Origin of the sequence: Marinobacterium halophilum, assembly GCF_003014615.1 — a bacterium.
In the GTDB taxonomy this organism is placed as follows: Bacteria; Pseudomonadota; Gammaproteobacteria; order Pseudomonadales; family Balneatricaceae; genus Marinobacterium; species Marinobacterium halophilum.
The window spans coordinates 1-18,312 of the sequence record NZ_PYGI01000003.1 but is presented as its reverse complement, the minus strand read 5'-3'; the positions used below and the strand labels follow the sequence as shown (position 1 = coordinate 18,312).

Sequence of the window (18,312 nt, the reverse complement as noted above, 5' to 3'; positions counted from 1 at the left end):
TCTTGTAGGTAAAGCTACTGTTTGATAGTCAAGCGCTGCACAATTCCCTTGGCAATTTTACTCAGCTGACTGCTCGGTTGCCGATTGTCGGGCAGTGGGCGGCACATTTTAATAGCGGTCAGGCCGGTGCGGGCCGTGAACAGGCCTGCTCCAAGCCCTTGTCCAGCGCGGGCGGAGAGTCCGGCGGTCAATGAGCTGCCGAGCAGTGCGGAACCGGCATCCATGGCCATTTCGCTGGCACCGGCAAAGGCCAGATTTTGCAGTACCTGTTTCAGTAACCGCCATTGGGTCAGCAGCCCGGGTGCCAGTCCGTAAATCGTGGCAACCTCGCGGAGCATACGCAGGTTGCGCCATGCCACCAGCAGCATGTCGAAACTGGCCCAGGGACTGAACGCGACCAGTACGCCGGACTCAATGCTGTAACGCTGAACGCATTGCTGCGCTTTGCGATCGGTAGCGTCAAGTGCGTGACGGTTCAGGTAGTGCAGGATTTCACGGTCGTTGTAGCTGCTGTCCAGCTGGCTGATCGCCGTTTGCAGGCTATTGGCCAGTGGTGTGTGTTGATACTGCGCTTCCAGCTGTTTTACCCAGCGGCGGCTGTGGCCGTGTGTTGGTGCATCCATCAATGCAGCGCCTTCTGCCTGCAGCTGGCGCACGTTTGCCAGCTGGCGGCTGCCCTTCAAGCCGCGCCGGATCTCCAGCCCCAGTAAACTGATCAGCCCCAATACTACGACTCCTAGAGCACTGCCTACCAGCGGGTGTAGGTCAAAGCCCCATGCCAACAGGCGGACAAGCTCTGCACCGGCTGCCAGCGCAACCAGTCCTGTCAGTGTGAACCAGAGTCGCTTGCTGCGCGGCTGGCGTGAAGGCGTGGTGACCTCGTCCGGCTCGGCTTGATCGGGTATCGTTTGGGCTTTTTCCAAAGGGATGTCCCGCGCGGACGCGGGTTGTGATGCCTCAGTTTCAGGCTCCAGCGTATCGGTCGACAGTTCGACCGGGCGTTGCCATTTGTGTGTATCGGTCATCGCAGAAGATCTCCCAGCAGGTATTCGGCGGCCTGGTCCAGGCGGATATGGTGTTCGGGGTGTAGTGGGCCGGCAGGCAGCGGACGTGGGGCAAAGTCGACGAAGCGGAAGCGGTCGCTGTTCCAGTCCTGAGGCCGTGGCAGTGCAACCGGCACTTCTCCAGGGAACAGGGCGATCTCTTCGCCATTGTCCTTGCGCAAGCCGCGCAGGCAGGACAGGTGTTGGCCATCCAGCTTGGCCTCGGCGGCGGTGGTGGAGCGCAGAGAGGACAGGGCCAGGCAACGGGTGTCGACCTGTTCGAAGCGCATTTCGCGTCGAGCATCGTCGATCATCAGCTGCAGAAAGCAGTCCAGGTTGTGGTGCTGGTTGGCGGTCACGTGATCAGCTTTGGTAGCTGCGAACAATACCTTGCCGATTTTCGGTTTGAACAGGCGCCTCAGCAGGCTGCTGCGGCCATATTCGAAGCTGTGCAGCAGGCTGTTCAAAGCCAGCTGCATGTCATTGAAGCAGGCTTCGCCATGGTTAAGTGTTTTCAGGCAGTCGACCAGCACTATCTGGCGATCAAAGTGGCGAAAGTGATCTTGGTAAAATGGCCGGATGACCTGATCGCAATATGCGGTATAAGCGCGCTCCAGGCGAGCGTACAGGCTATCTGGATCGGCGGTTTCGGTTGCCTGTGGCAGTGCCGTGATGATAGGACATAGGTTGAGCAATGGGCTGTTCGCCAGGTCGCCCGGCATTAGCAATCGGCCCGGCTGCAGCAGGCTGAGGCTGTAAGGCGGTTTGCGCAGCTGTTGCAGAAGGGTGCGGTATTCGGCACACAGATGCGAGAACTCGGTATCGGAAGCAGGTACAAGCCAGTCGATCTGCTGCTGTCGATCACGCCATTCGCGGGCCAATTGGGCGCGCGGTGCCTGTTCAAACAGCGGTTGCTGCTGTTGGCACCACTGCTTGAAGCTCATGGACAGCATCGGCAGGTCCAGCAGCCACTCGCCAGGGTAGTCGATCAGGTCCAGATACAGGGTGGATTCTTCTCCCAGTACGCGGGTCAGGCCAGAGGTGCGACGGTAGCGCAGGGCCAGGCGCACTTCGGATAGTGCATCGGTCGAGTCAGGCCAGTGTGGGGGCGAGGCTTGCAGGCCAGCTAATGTCTCGGTAAGCGGAAAGGGCGCCGGTGCCTGGTGGCTCAAGTTGCGGGTCGCCGTAATGCGCCCTTCAGCGACCGGGGTGAAAAACGGCAGCGAACGATCTTGGTCGCTTTGCAGCAGATGGCGGGCCAGAGCGCTGATGAAAACTGTTTTGCCACTACGACTGAGGCCTGTCACCGCCAGCTTTATGCGCTGTTCAAGCCCGCGCTCAACGCCGGACTTGAGGTGGGCGGGCAGCTCGCGAATACCGCTGCGTTCCATCAGTGTCTGTAGCCGTTTGGATATGCTCATCCCGTGCTCCGTTCAGAATTTGCCTTATTTTGACAGGTGTCGCTTAAATAAAGCTTAGAAAACAGTCTATCAGTACCGTGAAGCGGCTATCTGGGATTCAACTTGTCATGAAAGCGGATTATAGTCAGCGCCCAGTTACGGAAAAGGATTTCCGCATTGACCCGGTCGAAGGTAGCTCTTCGGTATGGCCTGCATCTGTCCTTCTCTCGTGCCTGTTTTGACTACCATCTTGATAAAGGAATAATGATGATATCTGTGAATGAACTGCGCCACCCGAAAGAGAAGCTGTACCGCTTAATGTGTATGGTGATTGGTGGCTTGATTTGGGCTGGTTTGTTATTAGGCACCATGCTTTCCATTCTGCTCATGTTGCTGCCGGTGGCACTGGTGCTGTGGGTGGCGGGCCGTTTTTTCCGCGCCACACTTTACGGCAACAGTGTTCAGGTCAATCAGCAGCAGTATGCTGAGCTCAATGCGATGGTTCAAGATGTAGGTCGTCAGCTTGGCCTGGGCCGTATCCCGGAAACTTTTGTGGTCAATGCTGGCGGTCTGACCAACGCATTGGCTGTGAAGTTCCTGTCGACCCAGTATGTATTGATGTTTTCCAGCCTGGTCGACCTGCTTTGGGATGAAAAAAACAATGATCGTGTGCGCATGATTGTGGCACATGAGCTGGCGCACCATGCTGCGGGTCATGTTAATTTCTGGATCAACCTGCTGATGAAGCCGGCGATGTTTGTCCCCTTCCTGGGCGCAGCTTATAGCCGCTCCTGCGAATTGACCGCCGATCGTATTGCGGCCGCCAGTATCCCGGCCAACCGTGAAGCGGCTGTAACCGCGATGATTACGCTGGCGTCGGGCAGTCAAGTGCTGACCCCGCATACCAGTGTTGAAGCTTTCAAGCGGCAGGAGCAGCAGATTCCCAAGGTGTTTGGCTTCCTGCAGGAGATCTTGTCGTCTCATCCGCGCATGACCAAGCGCATTCTGGCGATTGAAGCGTATTATGATGCGCGCCCTGTTCAGTCGGTTGCTGCACAGGCAGCCTGATAAAAAACGGGAGCCTATTGGCTCCCGTTTTGGTATTGATTAGATGTGTCTCACGATCAGTGCTTGCTGAAATATTCCCGCGTCAGCTTGAACACCACTGGGCTTAGCAGTGCCAAGGCGATCAAGTTGGGAATGGCCATCATGGCATTCAATGTATCGGCGACCAGCCATACGAAATCCAGGCTCAGGGTTGCACCCAGCGGGATCGCGAGAATCCAGGCGATACGGTAGGGCGTGATTGCCTTGATGCCGAACAGGAATTCGATGCAGCGTTCGCCGTAGAAGGACCAGCCAATAATGGTGGTGAAGGCAAAGATTGCGAGCGCGATGGCAACCAGATAGTTGCCCAAACCTGGCAGGGCGGTTGCAAATGCCTGGCTGGTCAAGGCTGCGCCGGATTCACCGCCGGTCCATGCGCCAGAGCTGACAATAACCAGGCCGGTAATCGTACAGATGACCAGTGTATCCAGAAATGTACCCAGCATGGCGATCAAGCCCTGGCGTACAGGGTCATGGGTTTGTGCAGCAGCATGTGCGATAGGTGCCGAGCCCAGGCCTGCTTCATTGGAGAATACGCCACGTGCCACGCCAAAGCGCAGTGCTGCCCAGACGGCTGCGCCAGCAAAACCACCCTGTGCCGCGATAGGGGAGAAGGCGTGGGTAAAGATCAGATCCAGTGCCTGAGGCAACAGGTGTGAGTTGATGCTCAATACCACCAGGCCAGCGACCAGATACGATATCGCCATAAAGGGCACCAGTGCGCCAGCAACATGGCCGATACGTTTAATACCGCCAATCAGTACTGCGCCGACCAGTACGGCCATGACCAGGCCGCTGATCCAGGTCGGGATGCTGAAATTGGCATGCAGCACGTCAGCAACTGAATTCGACTGAACCGTGTTGCCGATGCCGAAGCCTGCACAGGCACCGAAAATGGCGAACATGACGCCCATCCATGCCCATTTTTTGCCAAGGCCGTTCTTGATGTAGTACATCGGCCCGCCAACATGCTGGCCTTTCTCATCGGTCTCGCGATAACGCACCGCCAATACGGCTTCTGAATATTTGGTAGCCATGCCGATCAGGGCGGTGATCCACATCCAGAACAGTGCGCCGGGGCCGCCGAGGAAAATCGCAGTGGCAACGCCAGCGATGTTACCGGTACCAACAGTGGCTGACATTGCGGTCATCAAGGCTTGAAAGGGGGGGATTTCACCTTCCGCCTTATCGCCTTCGGCGGCTGTGCGTCCACTCCATAACAGCTTGAAACCGGTGCCCAGTTTGAGAATGGGCACCAGTTTGAGGCCGATCGACAGGAATAGCCCGACGCCCAGAATTAACACCAACATCATCGGACCCCAAACGATGTTGTTAATGGCTGATATTGCAGACTCAATGGCTTCCATGAGTGTGTACCTCCGTCATATATACGGTGTGAGGGTATAAGGGCGAGCGTGCAGCCCAGTACCGATATGTTTCATCTGTGACCATGTGCAAAATCTCCCGTGATAGGTAATCACGATGGATGCAGCAGAAAGCATGCCAATGGTCTGCTTTTGCTTATTTTTTACTGATTTTTAATAATTTATCAGTAAAAAAAATTGGCTTTTTTACTTCTGAGGGTGAATATCCTGATCCCGTTCTGTGCGGTGATCAGGACGTCAACAAGTTGCAGGACGGAATATGGGTTCGGTGAGTCGGCAATGTGCAGGGCATGCACCGGTTGTGGGCGAAAATCGGTGTGGTGTGTGTGCAGGGGGCGCCATGGTCTGCCTCATTGAATTATTGTTATTGAGAGGAGCTGAAACCCCCATAGTAGCCACGTTTGCTGTAACGTCAACGCTGTTTTTATGGGTAAATTGATGTCGAGCGGTAGAATCAGCTGCTGATTTCGACAGGCAGGGCGCTTTGTTCCTTTATCTCTTCCATGACGATATAGGATTTTGAATTCTTGACGCCGGGCAGGGTGAGCAGCATGTCACCCAACAGTTCTCGATACTGGGACATGTCATGCAGGCGCGCCTTGAGCAGATAGTCGGCATCACCGGATACCAGATGGCACTCCAGAATGTAAGGCAGAGTCCTGACCGCACGGCTAAAGCGCTCAAAAGCATCGGGTGATTGGTAGGACAGGGCGATTTCGACAAATACGAGCAGGTTGTAATTGAGCATTTCGGGGTCGACGGTCGCGCGGTAGCCGGTAATGATGCCGTCACGCTCCAGACGTTTGACTCGCTCCATGCAGGGGGTTGTGGACAGCCCCACCCGTTCAGCAAGTTCGGTGTAGGAGATGCGTCCTTCCTGCTGGAGGATCGTCAGAATGTTGCGGTCGATACGGTCGATCTTTTTCGGTTTGGTTGCTTTTACCACGGTTGACCACCTTGCCTGTAAGTCCTTGCATTCAGTTTTGATCGAATTGGCGGATAAAGCAATTGGCGTGTGGGTATAAACCCTGTGTTGGCCTTATCCAGAGGGGCATCGACGAATAAAGCATGTTAATATTTGCCCCCATTGAAACGTTCAAATTTGGCAATGAGGCAGCATGAGCTATCAGGTTCTGGCACGCAAATGGCGGCCCAAGCGCTTTGCGGAAATGGTCGGGCAAGAGCACGTCCTCAAGGCATTGGTTAACGCACTGGATGATGACCGTCTGCACCATGCCTATCTGTTTACTGGTACGCGGGGGGTAGGTAAGACCTCGATCGCCCGTCTGTTTGCCAAGTCCTTGAACTGTGAAACCGGCGTATCGTCCGAGCCCTGTGGCCAGTGCAGTGCCTGTGTCGAGATAGCCGAAGGTCGATTTGTTGACTTGATTGAGGTCGATGCTGCATCGCGTACCAAGGTCGAGGATACCCGTGAACTGCTGGAAAACGTCCAGTATGCGCCAACCCATGGGCGCTTCAAGGTGTACCTTATCGATGAGGTACACATGCTGTCCAACAGCTCGTTCAATGCGCTGTTGAAGACGCTTGAAGAGCCGCCGCCCCACGTCAAGTTCCTGCTGGCTACCACCGATCCGCAGAAGTTGCCGATGACGGTTTTGTCGCGCTGTTTGCAGTTCAACCTGAAGAATCTGACGGCAGAGCGTATTCAGCAGCATCTGGAATATGTGCTGCAGGAGGAAAGTATCCCCTGTGAGGTGGCGGCACTTTGGTTGTTGGCACGCTCGGCGGATGGCTCCATGCGCGACGCCCTCAGCCTGACCGACCAGGCGATTGCTTTTGGTGCCGGTGCGGTCAATGAAGCCGATGTGCGCTCGATGCTGGGAACTATCGACCAGCAGTTGGTTTACCGCATTATGGAGCATGTCGCTGCGCATCAGCCGCAAGCGGTGCTGGAAGCCGTGTATGCCCTGGCGGAATTCTCGCCGGACTACCATGGTGTGTTGGGCGATATCGTCAGCCTGCTGCACCGCGTTGCCTTGGCGCAGGTGGTGCCGGCGGCGGTCGATAATAGCCTGGGCGATCGCGAGCAGATTCTGGCACTTGCGCAGCAGATGCGGGCAGAAGAAGTGCAGTTGTACTACCAGGTCGCGCTGATGGGACGCAAGGATCTGCCGTTGGTGCCTGAGCCCCGTGAAGGGCTGGAGATGACGTTACTGCGGATGTTGGCGTTCCGTCCGGCGGATGCCGAACCGCTGGCAGCATCTGCTGCCACTGCGGTGACCGATGCTGCACCGGCTGCACGTTCGCACGCTGACACAGCTGCCGCACCGGTCTCCACACCAACCTCGGCGCCTAAAGCGGCTCCGGCTCCAATGCCCCGTGCCGAGCCTCAACCTGCGGCACCGCCGCTGGATGATGTGCCGCCGTGGGAAGAGTTGCCAGCAGACTTGGCTGCCATGGGTGATGCTGAGCCAAAAAAGTCCCGCCCGGCTGACGTTAAACATGTGCAGCCGGCAGCAGCACCGCTCAATAGGCCTGTATCGTCCGCCCCCGAGGGGGTGCCTGAGGCTCCGATTGCAGATCCGGGTATAGCCAAGGGCGAAGCGTGGGCGTTGCTGTTGCAAACCCTTGGCCTGAGCGGTATGGCCGAGAGCCTGGCACGAAATCTCTCGCTGGAGGTCGAACAGGATGACCTCATGCGTTTCCACTACATGCCCGAGCAGGAAGCCTTGCTCAGTGGTGATCGCCGTGAGCGTATCAGTGATGCGATCCGGCAGGTGAAAGGCGACGCGTGTCATGTTGAGTTCATCCAGGCTGCGCAGACGCGAGAAACGCCTGCGCAGCGGGCTGAGCGCAAACGTGTGGAGCGGTTGGCTGAAGCCGTTGTGGCCATCGAAACCGATGCCACGGTACAGATATTGATGGAACATTTTGGGGCTACTATCGAGCGCGACTCGGTACGGCCGATTGACTGACTGATTGAACGAGAGGAAAGGCACCATGATGAAAGGTGGCATGGGGAACCTGATGAAACAGGCCCAGAAAATGCAGGAAGATATGCAGAAGGCGCAGGAAGAAGTACAGCGTGCTGAAGTATCCGGTGAGTCTGGTGCCGGACTGGTACGGATCACCATGAATGGTCGTCATGACGTGAAGGCTGTGCAGATCGATGAAAGCCTGATGGAAGAGGACAAAGAGATCCTGGAAGACCTGATCGCCGCTGCAGTGAATGATGCTGTGCGCAAGGTTGAGCAGACTACGCAGGAAAGAATGTCCAAGGTGACCAGTGGCATGGGTATGCCGCCGGGCTTCAAAATGCCGTTCTGATAATGAGTCTGAGTCCCTTACTGCAAGAACTGATCAGTGCGCTGCGTACACTGCCTGGCGTTGGGCCGAAGTCGGCCCAACGTATGGCATTGCACCTGCTTGAACGTGATCGTACGGGAGCGCAGACGCTTGCCGAGGCATTGGTACAGGCGGTCGAACATATTGGTGAATGCCAAGTGTGTCGCAACCTGTCCGAGCGTGAGCGGTGTGGCATCTGTGAGGATGGTACCCGTGATCGAGGCGTTGTCTGTGTGCTTGAGTCGCCGGTGGATCTGATGGCGGTTGAGCAGACGGGCGGCTTCAATGGCGTCTATTTTGTGCTCAAGGGCCATCTGTCGCCGATCGATGGTATTGGTCCTGACGAGCTTGGCCTTGAGCAGCTGTTTACCCGCGTTGACGGTGGTGAAGTCAGTGAGCTTATTCTGGCGACCAACCCGACGGTTGAGGGTGAAGCCACGGCGCATTACATTGCCGAGCAGTTGCAGCAGACGCACGTCAATATTACGCGCATTGCGCATGGCGTTCCTGTCGGGGGTGAGCTGGAGTTTGTCGATGGCGGCACTTTGGCGCATGCATTTGCCGGACGTCGTTCATTGAAACGGAGTGCCGATGACTGATCTTTGGCAACGATATGACTGGCAAGTGCTGGAGCGCCATGCGGCTTCGCCGGTACGGATTGACGATAACGCTACGCTGGCGGAGCACGCCGAGCGTTGGTTAAAGCAGCCACTGCTGGCGCTGGACACCGAGTTCATGCGCACGGATACGTTTTACCCGATTCCCGGGTTGATACAGATTGCGGATGAGCATGGCTGCTACCTGATTGACCCTCTGAGTGTGTCGGATATGACGCCTTTGGTGCGGGTGTTGGCGGCACCTGAGGTACTTAAGGTGATTCATGCCGGCAGCGAAGATCTTGAACTGTTTCGACACAGTTACGGTGTCTTGCCGGCACCGCTGTATGATACGCAGATTGGTGCGGCGTTCGCGGGCTGGGGGTTCAGTATGGGCTTGCAGCGTATGGTTGCTTCCGCCCTTGAAGTTGAACTGGGCAAGGGTGAAACCACCTCTGACTGGTTGCAGCGTCCACTAACACCAGAGCAGGAGCGTTATGCTGCGCTGGATGTGGCTTATCTGCCGGCACTGGCTTTGCTGCAGCGTCAGCAGCTGACGGAGCGGGGGCGTCTGGCCTGGGCGGAAGAGGAGTGTGCGGCGCTGTCGGAGGTCATCTCGCTCCAGGATGAGCAGGACCCGTACAGTTACTTCAAGCGCTTCAGTCAGGCCTGGCATTTTGATGACGTGCAGCGTGCCGCCCTCAGGGACTTGGCGGCATGGCGCGAGCAGACCTGTCGGCGTCGAGATCTGTCGCGCAATCGTCTGCTGCGCAATCAGGTGCTACTGGATATTGCGGAGAAGCAGCCGTCGACCGAAGCCCAGCTGGATCGCATGATTCAGCGTAGCCGTGTGGTACGTGAGTTTGGCGGCGAGATTTTACAGCTGCTCGCCAATGCGACCGAGTCGGCGCGGATCAATCCACCGGAGCAGATCGCGCGACCATTGCACTATGTGTGGAACAAGCGGCTTAAGCAGTTGCGGGCGATTGGTCGTCAGGCGGCGGAACAGCATGATTTGTTGCCCGAGGTGCTGCTACGCAAGCGTGATCTGGATGGCTTGATTCATTCGCTGGAAGCGTTTGGTCATTACCGTTTGCCGCCGAGCCTGTCCGGTTGGCGTAAGCCGTTGGTGGGTGATGCACTGCTGGCGCGAATTGAACAGTTTGATAAGAGTTGAATGATGAAGATCATCAGTATTTTCAAAAGCACACGTAAAGACGAGATGTACTTGTACGTTGATAAGCGTGAGCAGCTGGAGCGTGTGCCCGAGCTGCTGCTGGAAAAGTTTGGTCGGCCGGTCCATGTGATGGATATGCCGCTGAAGGCGGAGCGTAAGCTTGCGCGTATCGAGGATACGCAAAAGCTGATCAATGACATTGAAGGCAAAGGCTATTTTCTGCAGATGCCGCCTCCGAAGGAAGACTACCTGCTTGATCTGTTCAAGGATCGCCCTGAGTCAGGGGTGCGCTGAGTATGGCGCAGGAAGTATTCTGGCGGCGCAAGTCGCTGCGTGAGATGAGTCGTCCCGAGTGGGAATCGCTCTGCGACGGTTGTGCGCTTTGTTGTTTGCACAAGGTCGAAGATGAAGACACTGAAGAGGTGTTTTACACCACGGTTGTATGTCATCTGCTGGACCTGGGCAGCTGTCAGTGTACGGAATACAAGCGCCGGTGTGAGCTGGTGCCTAACTGTATCCGTCTTGAGCCTGAAGATGTGGAGAGCTTTGACTGGTTGCCGCCAACCTGTAGCTATCGCCTGATTCACGAAGGGCAGGAGCTGCCGGACTGGCATCCGCTGGTGACTGGCGAGCGCAGCAGTGTTGTAGCTGCCAATGCTTCGGTATTGAGTGTCTATGAAGTCAGGGATAATGAGATCAGCGAAGATCAGCTGATCGACTATGTACTGGACGAGAATTACTGACGGCGATAGCCGGTTGCCCTGTCAGCACGACGGTCTCCCAGAAGAGGCCGTTTTTTTTGCCTGTTGGCAGGTGCTGTGTATTCGGGGCGGTGTACGTGCGATAGGCATAAAAAAAGGGATGCCATCAGGCATCCCTTGATATATCAACTGAAGAGGAAAATCAGTTGTTCTGGTTAGCCATCTGCTGCTTGATCAGATCGCCGATAGTGGTCGGACCCGGAACGTCTACTTCCTGGTTGCGAACTGCACTGATGGCGGCTTTTTCTTCAGCGTGGTCTTTAGCGCGGATCGACAGGTTGATGACGCGGTTGCGACGGTCAACGGCAGTGATCTTGGCTTCAACGGTTTCGCCTACTTTCAGAGCAGTAGTCGCGTCTTCGATACGCTCAGCAGCGATCTCGGATACTTTCAGAGTGCCTTCGATGCCTTCAGCCAGTTCGATAACTGCAGCTTTCGGCTCAACGCTCTTCACGGTACCAGTGACGATGGTGCCCTTGTCGTTAGCGGCCAGGTATTCAGCGAACGGGTCGCTTTCCAGCTGCTTGACGCCCAGAGAAATACGCTCTTTCTCGGCATCGATTGACAGGATGACCGCTTCAACTTCGTCACCTTTCTTGAACTGACGCAGTGCAGTTTCAGGATCGGCTTCCCAGGAGATGTCAGACATGTGAACCAGGCCGTCGAGGTCGTTATCCAGACCTACGAAGATACCGAAGTCAGTGATGGTCTTGATAGTACCGCTGACTTTATCGCCGGCAGCGTGCTGCTCGGAGAAGGATACCCACGGGTTGATGGTGCACTGCTTGATACCCAGGGAGATACGACGACGCTCTTCGTCGACGTCCAGGATCATAACTTCCACTTCGTCGCTGATGTTTACAATCTTGGACGGGTGGATGTTCTTGTTGGTCCAGGACATTTCAGATACGTGTACCAGACCTTCAACGCCATCTTCGATGGACGCGAAGCAGCCGTAATCGGTCAGGTTAGTGACGCGAGCAGCAACTTTGGTGCCGGCCGGGTAACGTTCTTTGATGTCATCCCACGGATCTTCGCTCAGCTGTTTCAGGCCAAGGGAGATACGGTTGGTTTCTTTGTCGAACTTGATGATCTTGACAGAGATCTCGTCGCCCGGGTTCAGCATTTCGCTCGGGTGAGAGATGCGCTTCCACGCCATGTCAGTGATGTGCAGCAGGCCGTCAACACCACCCAGATCGATGAACGCACCGTAGTTGGTGAGGTTCTTGACGTAACCCTTGGCAATCTGACCTTCTTCCAGGGTAGCCAGCAGCTCTTCGCGCTGAGCGCTGTTAGCTTCCTGCAGAACGGCACGACGGGAAACAACGATGTTGTTACGCTTCGGATCCAGCTTGATCAGTTTGAATTCAAGCTCTTTGCCTTCCAGGTGATCAACGTCACGCACCGGACGAACATCTACCAGAGAACCCGGCAGGAAGCCCTGGATGTTGTTGATGCTAACAGTGAAGCCACCTTTGACTTTACCGGAGATGTAGCCGGTAACAGTCTCTTCTGCGTCGAATTTCTTCTGCAGAACTTCCCAGGCTTCAGCACGCTTGGCTTTTTCACGGGACAGACGGGTTTCACCGAAACCATCTTCAACCGCTTCCAGCGCAACCTTCACGGAATCACCGATCTTGATTTCCAGTTCGTTGTTGTCGTTCAGGAACTGTGCGCGGGGAATAACTGCTTCAGACTTCAGGCCAGCATTGACGGTAACCCAATCGCTGTCGATATCGACAACTTCACCCATTACCAGGGTGCCAGGGGTCATGGCAATGTCTAACAGTGATGCTTCAAACAGTTCAGCAAAGCTTTCGCTCATGAAAGTATCCTATATTGTCGCTGCCCTCTGGATTGAGAGGAACAGCTTCCAGCCTGTATGCCAGCTATACAGGGTCGGTTGTCGATAGCCACTTCATCACGCACTGGGCTGGCGATGTGCGCCCGGAGTGGAAAATAGAAAGTTGCAAAATTATACAGGTGGATGGCTGATAGCGCCAGCCGAGCTGCATGAAATTTACTTGATTACGGCGTTGGCAGGGTCGCTTGCAGAGCTGTGCGTAGTGGTGTTTTGCATGCGGGCAGCAGTTTATCAATGTCTGCGGCCAGCAGTGTCGGCAGGCGGGTTTGGTCGGGATCACTGAACCAGGCCATCAGTATCCGCTCTTCGTCCCGGCTGTTGGCAGCCAGGTCGACAGCACGGGCTACGCAGAAAGCGTAGGTCGGCAAGTAGTCTTCGATGATGCGTGCCTTCTCCGGCCGATCCAGTATTAATCGGTTGGCCATGACGAAGCGGCGGTACTCCTGAGTGCCCGCAGCGGCCATGACATCAAGGCGTACATTGCTGAACGGTTCGGACTCAGGCATGCGTGCCAGGGTGCTTTTCAAAACCGACTTGGTGCGGGCCAGTTCATCGGCAAAGCTTTCCGGTGCAAAGTGCTGATTAAGGCGCTTATAGTCTTTCAGTTCTTCGATCTGCTGCTTCAGTGCGTCGATTTCATCCAGCATGGTTTGCTGTTCTGCCAGCAAATTTTCCTTGTCCTGCATCAGGCCGCGGATAACCCGCTCGGTCGGTGTCAGTTTTTTCTCGGAGAACGTTGATGGCAGCTGCGATGCGCCCAGCGTTCCCACGGTTTCAGAGTGGATATCACTGGGCACCATCTCATAACCGAACTGTTCCAGCTCGGCAACGTTACGCTGATGTTGTGCCTGCATTTTCTGGTAGGCAAAGTAGCTGGCTGTCCCCCCTGCAATCAGCAGGATGGGGACAAATATCAGTAATAGCCAAGCCGCGCGGTTGAGCTTCATGGGGTTACTTTACCGCCTGTGCCGTAGCGGTCTGGCTAACGGACAGTCCGATCAAATCGATCAGGATGCGGCCGCTTTCAGCCAGAATCGCTTCGGCCTCAGGATTGATCGGACGGCCCTGCTCGTCGGTGGGCAGGTCGTTGTCCGCATCGCTGAGTTGAGCAACCGAAGGCAGGTTCAGGCCGCTGCGGCGCTCGTTTTCGGCTTGCAGCATCCAGGCTTCGTTGCGCTCCTGTTCAGCACGCAGGCGGGCTTCGTTGAGAGTAAGCTCAGGCATGTCTTTCTGCTCGGCAAGGTGTGCGACCTGTTTGCGCATGAAGACAAAGTCCGGGTCTTGTGCGGTGCGTTGCTCATGACGCTCGATCAGTTGCTGCAGGAATGGACTCAGACTCGGGAAACGACCGTGACGAACTGGACGCACCTGATCCCAGGGCAGAGCCTTGTCCAATGCACTTTCGCCGATCTCTTCAACGGTATAGAGCGACGGGAAGTGGATATCCGGCTCGACGCCGCGGTGCTGGGTGCTGTCACCGGAAATGCGATAGAACTTGGCGTGGGTCAGCTTGACCTGGCCATGATCGATCGCCTGCAGGGTTTGTACGGTGCCTTTGCCGAAGGTGCGGTTACCAACGATCAGGCCACGGTTGTAATCCTGAATGGCACCGGCAAAGATTTCTGAAGCCGAGGCACTCAAGCGGTTGACAATAACAGCCAGCGGCCCGTCCCAGGCGACTTTGGGGTCGAAATCGCCGAGGATATCGACACGGCCAGCGGCATCACGGATCTGCACTGTCGGGCCGCGTTGAATGAACAGGCCGATCAGTTCGTTGGCCTCACGCAGGGAGCCACCACCGTTGTTGCGCAGGTCCATGACCATGCCATCAATGTTTTCATTGCGCAGTTCCTGAATCAGGCGTTCCACATCGCGGGTGGTGCTCTTGTAGTCGGGGTCGCCGCTTTGCAGTGCAGCAAAGTCGATGTAGAACGTGGGCACCTCGATCACGCCCAAGCGGTAGGGTTTACCGTCACGTTCCAGTTCCAGTACTCGTTTGCGGGCGGCCTGTTCTTCCAGCTTGACCTTGTTGCGCTCGATGCTGATAACTTTGCGTTTCTGACGATCGGCGGCATCGGCGGGAATGATTTCCAGGCGAACAAGAGTCCCCTTGGGGCCACGGATTTTGCTGACGACATCGTCCAGACGCATGCCGACCACATCCTCGATGTTGCCTTCAGCGCCCTGGCCAACTCCGACAATGACATCCGCTGGCTGGAGTTGTCCGGCCTTGTCGGCAGGGCCGGCCGGAACCAGGCGAACGACTTTGGTCTGGTCGTTTTCAGCCTGCAGTACCGCACCGATGCCTTCCAGTGAAAGGCTCATGTTGATCTGAAAGTTTTCCGAGCCTCGTGGCGAGAAGTACTGGGTGTGCGGATCGAACTCATGGGTCAGGGCATTGACGAAACTTTCGAAGACATCATCTTCTTTGGCCTGAGCGATCCGCTGCTGCTGATTCTGGTAGCGTTTGCTCAGTATTTCACGTGCTTCATCGGTGCTTTTGTCAGCCAGTTTCAAGCTGAGTACGGCGCTCTTCAGTCGCTTGCGCCACAGTTCGTTCATGGCGGCCTGATCAGCAGGCCACGGCATTTCACTGCGGTCGGTACTCAGGCTTTCGTCACGGGTAAAATCCCACTCGGCGTGTGCCAGCTGGGTCAGGATATAGTCGATACGTTCGCTGCGACGCTGCTGATAGCGATTGAAGATGGTAAAGGCCGCTGCGGTTTTACCGCTGAGAATGTCATCGTCCAGCTGGTGGCGGAAGGGCTCGAACTCGGCGATGTCAGCGGCATAGAAGTAGCTGCGCTCAGGGTCCAGCGTATCCAGATATTGATCCAGCACATTGCTCGACAGCTGGTCATCAAACTCAATCTGGTTGTAATGCCCCTGCTGCAAAGCCGTCACCACATCCAGCAGTGTCTGCGAGTGAACGGGTGCAGGTGCCAGAAGGTTGGCGCTGACCGAAGTGGCCCCCAGGGATAACGTCAGGGCCAGGGCAGTCAGGAATGGCTTGGCAAATCGCGTGGTCATGAGCAGCGGATCTCCGGATCGGGTGGCTGGAGCTGATTCTCGAGGGCATTGAGGACCGTCATCTGCGCTCGTCTCCTACAATAGGACGGCGATAGCAGTCATCAGTTCCGTCAGCTACAGCTTTGTGAGTGTAGTCATCGCGCCTGGTAATGTAAAATCATCGGTTTACAACAGAATTACGGAGTAAACGTCGATGCGGATCTGGAAAACAGTGGCGGTGTTTGTCACGGCGACGTTGTTGCTGGGTGGCTGTAGTGAAGACCCTGAGCAGGAACGTCTGCGTCAGGAACGTTTGGAGCGTGCGCTGAATGATGATACTCGCAAGGCAGGTGATGCCTTCATGGCCGAGAATGCCAAACGCGAGGGCGTTGAAGTGCTGGCCAATGGCTTGCAGATCGAACACCTGGTGCGTGGCGAAGGTGCCAGCCCGACGGCGGCTGACACCGTGGTGGTGCATTATGAAGGCACGCGGGTTGATGGCCATGTGTTCGACAGCTCCTACCAGCGTGAACAACCGGCACGTTTCCCGTTGAAGCAGGTTGTGCGTGGCTGGCGTCAGGGCTTGATCAAAATGAATGTGGGTGGCACGGCCATGCTCTACCTGCCGCCTGAGCTTGCCTATGGTGCGACCAGCCCGTCGACTGATATTCCGGCCAACTCGACGCTGATTTTCAAGGTTGAGCTGCTGAGCATTGTTGAGGAGGCTGAATAATGCGTAGCCTAAAGGACTTTAATCAGGACCTGATCCGTTTTCTGGATGCCTCGCCAACGCCGTTTCATGCGGTTACGTCGATGTCCAAACAGCTGGATGCGGCCGGATTTACCGAGGTTAAAGAAACTGACACTTGGGTGCTGCAGCCGGGGCAGGGGTATTACGTCTGCCGCAATGGTTCATCCATCATTGCCTGGCGTCAGCCAGCGGTGGACGCGGCGGTCAATCTGGGTTGGCGGCTGATCGGTGCCCATACTGACTCACCCTGTCTGAAGGTAAAACCCACGCCGGAGCTGCACCGCCAGGGCTATTTCCAGCTGGGTGTTGAAGTGTATGGCGGGGTGTTGCTCAACCCCTGGTTTGATCGTGACCTGTCGCTGGCCGGGCGGGTCAGTTACCGCACGGATGCGGGGCGTATGGCCAGTGTGCTAATCGATTTCGAGACCGCGATTGCAACCTTGCCCAGCCTGGCGATCCATCTTGACCGTGACGCCAACGCCAGTCGCGCGATCAATGCTCAGACCTACCTGCCGGTGGTGATGGGGCAAACCGACGAAAAACCTGATTTCCGTGCTTTGCTGAAGCAGTACCTGGAAGAGCAGGGGGTAGAGCAGGTCGAGACGGTTCTGGACTACGAGCTCTGCTTCTACGATACCCAGGGCGCGGCAATGGTCGGGCTTAAACAGGAGTTTCTGGCCTCGGCGCGGCTGGACAACCTGCTCAGCTGCTTCATCGGCCTGCAGGCCCTGCTTGATGGAGGGGAAGCGGCTACCGGTCAGGTGCTGGTGTGCAACGATCATGAAGAGGTGGGTAGCCTGAGTGCAGCAGGTGCGCAGGGGCCGATGTTGAGCCAGTGGCTTGAGCGGATTCTGCCGGATGTCGATCAGCGCAACCGTTCGCTGTCACGCTCGATGTTGATCTCGGCGGACAACGCCCACGGCGTACATCCCAATTTCAGCGACAAGCATGACGGTAACCACGGCCCGTTGCTGAATGCAGGCCCGGTGATCAAGATCAACGCCAACCAGCGTTATGCCAGCAACAGTGAGACCAGCGCGCTGTTCCGTCATTTGGCTGAACAGGTGGAGGTGCCGGTGCAGAGTTTTGTGGTGCGTACCGACATGGCATGCGGCAGCACCATTGGCCCGATTACGGCGGCTGAACTGGGGGTGAAAACCCTGGATATCGGCGTGCCCCAGTTCGGCATGCACTCCATCCGTGAGCTGGCCGGCAGTCGTGATGCTCACGGCCTGTATAAGGTATTGCAGCAGTTTTTGCAGACCGATCAGGTCTGAACCAGCCAGACCAGATGACAGAGTACGGCGACTGCTGTCAGCTGCACACGCAGGCGGCGGTAGTCGGGCTCGATCAGCTGGGCACGGTCCCACAGCCACCAGCTCAGATAGCTGCCGATCAGCAGGATCAGTGATCCGGTCATCGGCAGTAGCAATGCCAGCCAGCCCAGCAGGCTGGGCAGCATGCACAGACACAGCCGGGTCGGATTGCTCCACTGCGGTTTGCTCAGTGCCACCCCCCAATGAATCCCGCCCAGAAATGACAGAATGACGGCGCTGTAGGTGGTAAAAGCCACTGCCGTCAACGGGTGCAGACTCATGCCCAGCGTCAGGCTTATAAAAGGTATCAGGCCGGCATAGCCCAGCCAGTGTGCAGTGCGGATCATGAGGGAGATTCTCCTTGTGAGGGACGCTGCCGGCGGCAGCGTTGGGAACAGTAGCGTACATCGTCCCAGCAGTCGGCCCATTTGCGTCGCCAGCTGAATGGACGCTGGCATGCGGGGCAGAGCTTTTCGGGCAGGTCGGCTTTGCGTTTCATTTTGGCTATGTCTGAGTTAGTTGTTGTGGATATCGCTCAATAGCTTCTAACAAACATAGCTCAGCTGTTATTCCAGTAGAATAACGTTCCAGCATCCG

The 18,312-nt window shown here is 56.4% G+C and carries 18 protein-coding genes; 9 read left to right on the top strand and 9 right to left on the bottom strand.

Annotated features, from left to right (window positions below; all coding sequences use genetic code 11):
• Positions 1–14 precede the first annotated feature (14 nt).
• Both CLV44_RS02660 and CLV44_RS02655 read right to left on the bottom strand, forming a co-directional pair.
• A complete protein-coding gene (locus CLV44_RS02660; RefSeq protein WP_106590569.1) occupies positions 15–1,025 on the bottom strand; it encodes a TIGR01620 family protein in 1,011 nt (336 codons plus the stop codon).
• Positions 1,022–2,464, bottom strand: coding sequence for a YcjX family GTP-binding protein (locus CLV44_RS02655; RefSeq protein ID WP_106590568.1), 1,443 nt, complete (start codon positions 2,462–2,464; stop codon positions 1,022–1,024). The genes CLV44_RS02660 and CLV44_RS02655 overlap by 4 nt, the downstream gene beginning before the upstream one ends.
• A 246-nt stretch (positions 2,465–2,710) precedes the next feature.
• Here CLV44_RS02655 and CLV44_RS02650 point away from each other — a divergent pair, with 246 nt between their 5' ends.
• Positions 2,711–3,511, top strand: a complete 801-nt coding sequence (locus CLV44_RS02650) for a M48 family metallopeptidase (protein WP_211298065.1) — start codon at positions 2,711–2,713, stop codon at positions 3,509–3,511.
• A 56-nt stretch (positions 3,512–3,567) separates the two neighbouring features.
• Here the strand turns inward: CLV44_RS02650 and CLV44_RS02645 are convergent, their stop codons facing one another.
• Both CLV44_RS02645 and CLV44_RS02640 read right to left on the bottom strand, forming a co-directional pair.
• Entirely contained in the window at positions 3,568–4,917 is a 1,350-nt protein-coding gene (locus CLV44_RS02645; protein ID WP_106590567.1) for an alanine/glycine:cation symporter family protein, read from the bottom strand.
• A 472-nt stretch (positions 4,918–5,389) separates the two neighbouring features.
• Positions 5,390–5,881, bottom strand: coding sequence for an Lrp/AsnC ligand binding domain-containing protein (locus CLV44_RS02640; protein ID WP_106590566.1), 492 nt, complete (start codon positions 5,879–5,881; stop codon positions 5,390–5,392).
• Positions 5,882–6,053: 172 nt separating this feature from the next.
• Here CLV44_RS02640 and dnaX point away from each other — a divergent pair, with 172 nt between their 5' ends.
• From dnaX to CLV44_RS02610, 6 genes are read left to right on the top strand one after another with little or no spacing between them, the layout of a single operon-like run.
• Positions 6,054–7,871, top strand: coding sequence for a DNA polymerase III subunit gamma/tau (gene dnaX, locus CLV44_RS02635; protein ID WP_106590565.1), 1,818 nt, complete (start codon positions 6,054–6,056; stop codon positions 7,869–7,871).
• 25 nt (positions 7,872–7,896) lie between these two features.
• Entirely contained in the window at positions 7,897–8,223 is a 327-nt protein-coding gene (locus CLV44_RS02630) for a YbaB/EbfC family nucleoid-associated protein (protein WP_106590564.1), read from the top strand.
• Positions 8,224–8,225: 2 nt separating this feature from the next.
• Positions 8,226–8,840: a recombination mediator RecR gene (recR, locus tag CLV44_RS02625; RefSeq protein ID WP_106590563.1), complete on the top strand. Its 615-nt coding sequence runs from the start codon at positions 8,226–8,228 to the stop codon at positions 8,838–8,840.
• Positions 8,833–10,014 (top strand): ribonuclease D, encoded by a 1,182-nt coding sequence (rnd, locus tag CLV44_RS02620; protein ID WP_106590562.1) that lies wholly within the window; start codon positions 8,833–8,835, stop codon positions 10,012–10,014. The genes recR and rnd overlap by 8 nt, the downstream gene beginning before the upstream one ends.
• A 3-nt stretch (positions 10,015–10,017) precedes the next feature.
• Complete coding sequence (locus CLV44_RS02615) at positions 10,018–10,308, top strand: YcgL domain-containing protein (protein WP_211298071.1); 291 nt, start codon at positions 10,018–10,020, stop codon at positions 10,306–10,308.
• A gap of 2 nt (positions 10,309–10,310) precedes the next feature.
• Positions 10,311–10,757 carry a YcgN family cysteine cluster protein gene (locus tag CLV44_RS02610; RefSeq protein WP_106590560.1) on the top strand — a complete coding sequence of 149 codons (447 nt, stop codon included), beginning with the start codon at positions 10,311–10,313 and terminating at the stop codon, positions 10,755–10,757.
• 160 nt (positions 10,758–10,917) lie between these two features.
• Here the strand turns inward: CLV44_RS02610 and rpsA are convergent, their stop codons facing one another.
• From rpsA to CLV44_RS02595, 3 genes are all read right to left on the bottom strand, one after another.
• Entirely contained in the window at positions 10,918–12,600 is a 1,683-nt protein-coding gene (gene rpsA / locus CLV44_RS02605; RefSeq protein ID WP_106590559.1) for a 30S ribosomal protein S1, read from the bottom strand.
• Between the two features lie 203 nt (positions 12,601–12,803).
• On the bottom strand, positions 12,804–13,586 hold the full coding sequence (locus tag CLV44_RS02600; RefSeq protein WP_106590558.1) for a hypothetical protein: 783 nt from the start codon (positions 13,584–13,586) through the stop codon (positions 12,804–12,806).
• Positions 13,587–13,590: 4 nt separating this feature from the next.
• Complete coding sequence (locus tag CLV44_RS02595) at positions 13,591–15,669, bottom strand: carboxy terminal-processing peptidase (RefSeq protein ID WP_106590557.1); 2,079 nt, start codon at positions 15,667–15,669, stop codon at positions 13,591–13,593.
• A 193-nt stretch (positions 15,670–15,862) separates the two neighbouring features.
• On the opposite strand from CLV44_RS02595, the gene CLV44_RS02590 reads away from it, so the two are divergent.
• Both CLV44_RS02590 and CLV44_RS02585 read left to right on the top strand, forming a co-directional pair.
• Complete coding sequence (locus tag CLV44_RS02590) at positions 15,863–16,381, top strand: FKBP-type peptidyl-prolyl cis-trans isomerase (RefSeq protein ID WP_106590556.1); 519 nt, start codon at positions 15,863–15,865, stop codon at positions 16,379–16,381.
• The gene (locus CLV44_RS02585; protein ID WP_106590555.1) at positions 16,381–17,676 is read left to right on the top strand and encodes a M18 family aminopeptidase; all 1,296 of its coding nucleotides are present in this window, start codon (positions 16,381–16,383) and stop codon (positions 17,674–17,676) included. Before CLV44_RS02590 ends, CLV44_RS02585 begins: the two co-directional genes overlap by 1 nt.
• On the opposite strand, the gene CLV44_RS02580 is transcribed toward CLV44_RS02585, so the two are convergent.
• Together CLV44_RS02580 and CLV44_RS02575 are read right to left on the bottom strand one after the other, a co-directional pair.
• The gene (locus CLV44_RS02580) at positions 17,667–18,062 is read right to left on the bottom strand and encodes a DUF3429 domain-containing protein (RefSeq protein ID WP_170069244.1); all 396 of its coding nucleotides are present in this window, start codon (positions 18,060–18,062) and stop codon (positions 17,667–17,669) included. The two genes, CLV44_RS02585 and CLV44_RS02580, sit on opposite strands and share 10 nt — an antisense overlap.
• Positions 18,059–18,214: a DUF2256 domain-containing protein gene (locus CLV44_RS02575; RefSeq protein WP_211298064.1), complete on the bottom strand. Its 156-nt coding sequence runs from the start codon at positions 18,212–18,214 to the stop codon at positions 18,059–18,061. Before CLV44_RS02575 ends, CLV44_RS02580 begins: the two co-directional genes overlap by 4 nt.
• Positions 18,215–18,312: the final 98 nt, after the last annotated feature.

Excerpts from the sequence above, each read along its gene's own strand:
- rnd (WP_106590562.1), top strand. The coding sequence starts at position 8,833 with ATGACTGATCTTTGGCAACGATATGACTGGCAAGTGCTGGAGCGCCAT.
- CLV44_RS02650 (WP_211298065.1), top strand. The coding sequence starts at position 2,711 with ATGATATCTGTGAATGAACTGCGCCACCCGAAAGAGAAGCTGTACCGC.
- CLV44_RS02585 (WP_106590555.1), top strand. The coding sequence starts at position 16,381 with ATGCGTAGCCTAAAGGACTTTAATCAGGACCTGATCCGTTTTCTGGAT.
- CLV44_RS02630 (WP_106590564.1), top strand. The coding sequence starts at position 7,897 with ATGATGAAAGGTGGCATGGGGAACCTGATGAAACAGGCCCAGAAAATG.
- CLV44_RS02590 (WP_106590556.1), top strand. The coding sequence starts at position 15,863 with ATGCGGATCTGGAAAACAGTGGCGGTGTTTGTCACGGCGACGTTGTTG.
- CLV44_RS02615 (WP_211298071.1), top strand. The coding sequence starts at position 10,018 with ATGAAGATCATCAGTATTTTCAAAAGCACACGTAAAGACGAGATGTAC.
- CLV44_RS02655 (WP_106590568.1), bottom strand. The coding sequence starts at position 2,464 with ATGAGCATATCCAAACGGCTACAGACACTGATGGAACGCAGCGGTATT.
- CLV44_RS02595 (WP_106590557.1), bottom strand. The coding sequence starts at position 15,669 with ATGACCACGCGATTTGCCAAGCCATTCCTGACTGCCCTGGCCCTGACG.
- CLV44_RS02580 (WP_170069244.1), bottom strand. The coding sequence starts at position 18,062 with ATGATCCGCACTGCACACTGGCTGGGCTATGCCGGCCTGATACCTTTT.
- rpsA (WP_106590559.1), bottom strand. The coding sequence starts at position 12,600 with ATGAGCGAAAGCTTTGCTGAACTGTTTGAAGCATCACTGTTAGACATT.
- CLV44_RS02645 (WP_106590567.1), bottom strand. The coding sequence starts at position 4,917 with ATGGAAGCCATTGAGTCTGCAATATCAGCCATTAACAACATCGTTTGG.
- CLV44_RS02575 (WP_211298064.1), bottom strand. The coding sequence starts at position 18,214 with ATGAAACGCAAAGCCGACCTGCCCGAAAAGCTCTGCCCCGCATGCCAG.
- recR (WP_106590563.1), top strand. The coding sequence starts at position 8,226 with ATGAGTCTGAGTCCCTTACTGCAAGAACTGATCAGTGCGCTGCGTACA.
- CLV44_RS02610 (WP_106590560.1), top strand. The coding sequence starts at position 10,311 with ATGGCGCAGGAAGTATTCTGGCGGCGCAAGTCGCTGCGTGAGATGAGT.
- CLV44_RS02660 (WP_106590569.1), bottom strand. The coding sequence starts at position 1,025 with ATGACCGATACACACAAATGGCAACGCCCGGTCGAACTGTCGACCGAT.
- CLV44_RS02600 (WP_106590558.1), bottom strand. The coding sequence starts at position 13,586 with ATGAAGCTCAACCGCGCGGCTTGGCTATTACTGATATTTGTCCCCATC.
- dnaX (WP_106590565.1), top strand. The coding sequence starts at position 6,054 with ATGAGCTATCAGGTTCTGGCACGCAAATGGCGGCCCAAGCGCTTTGCG.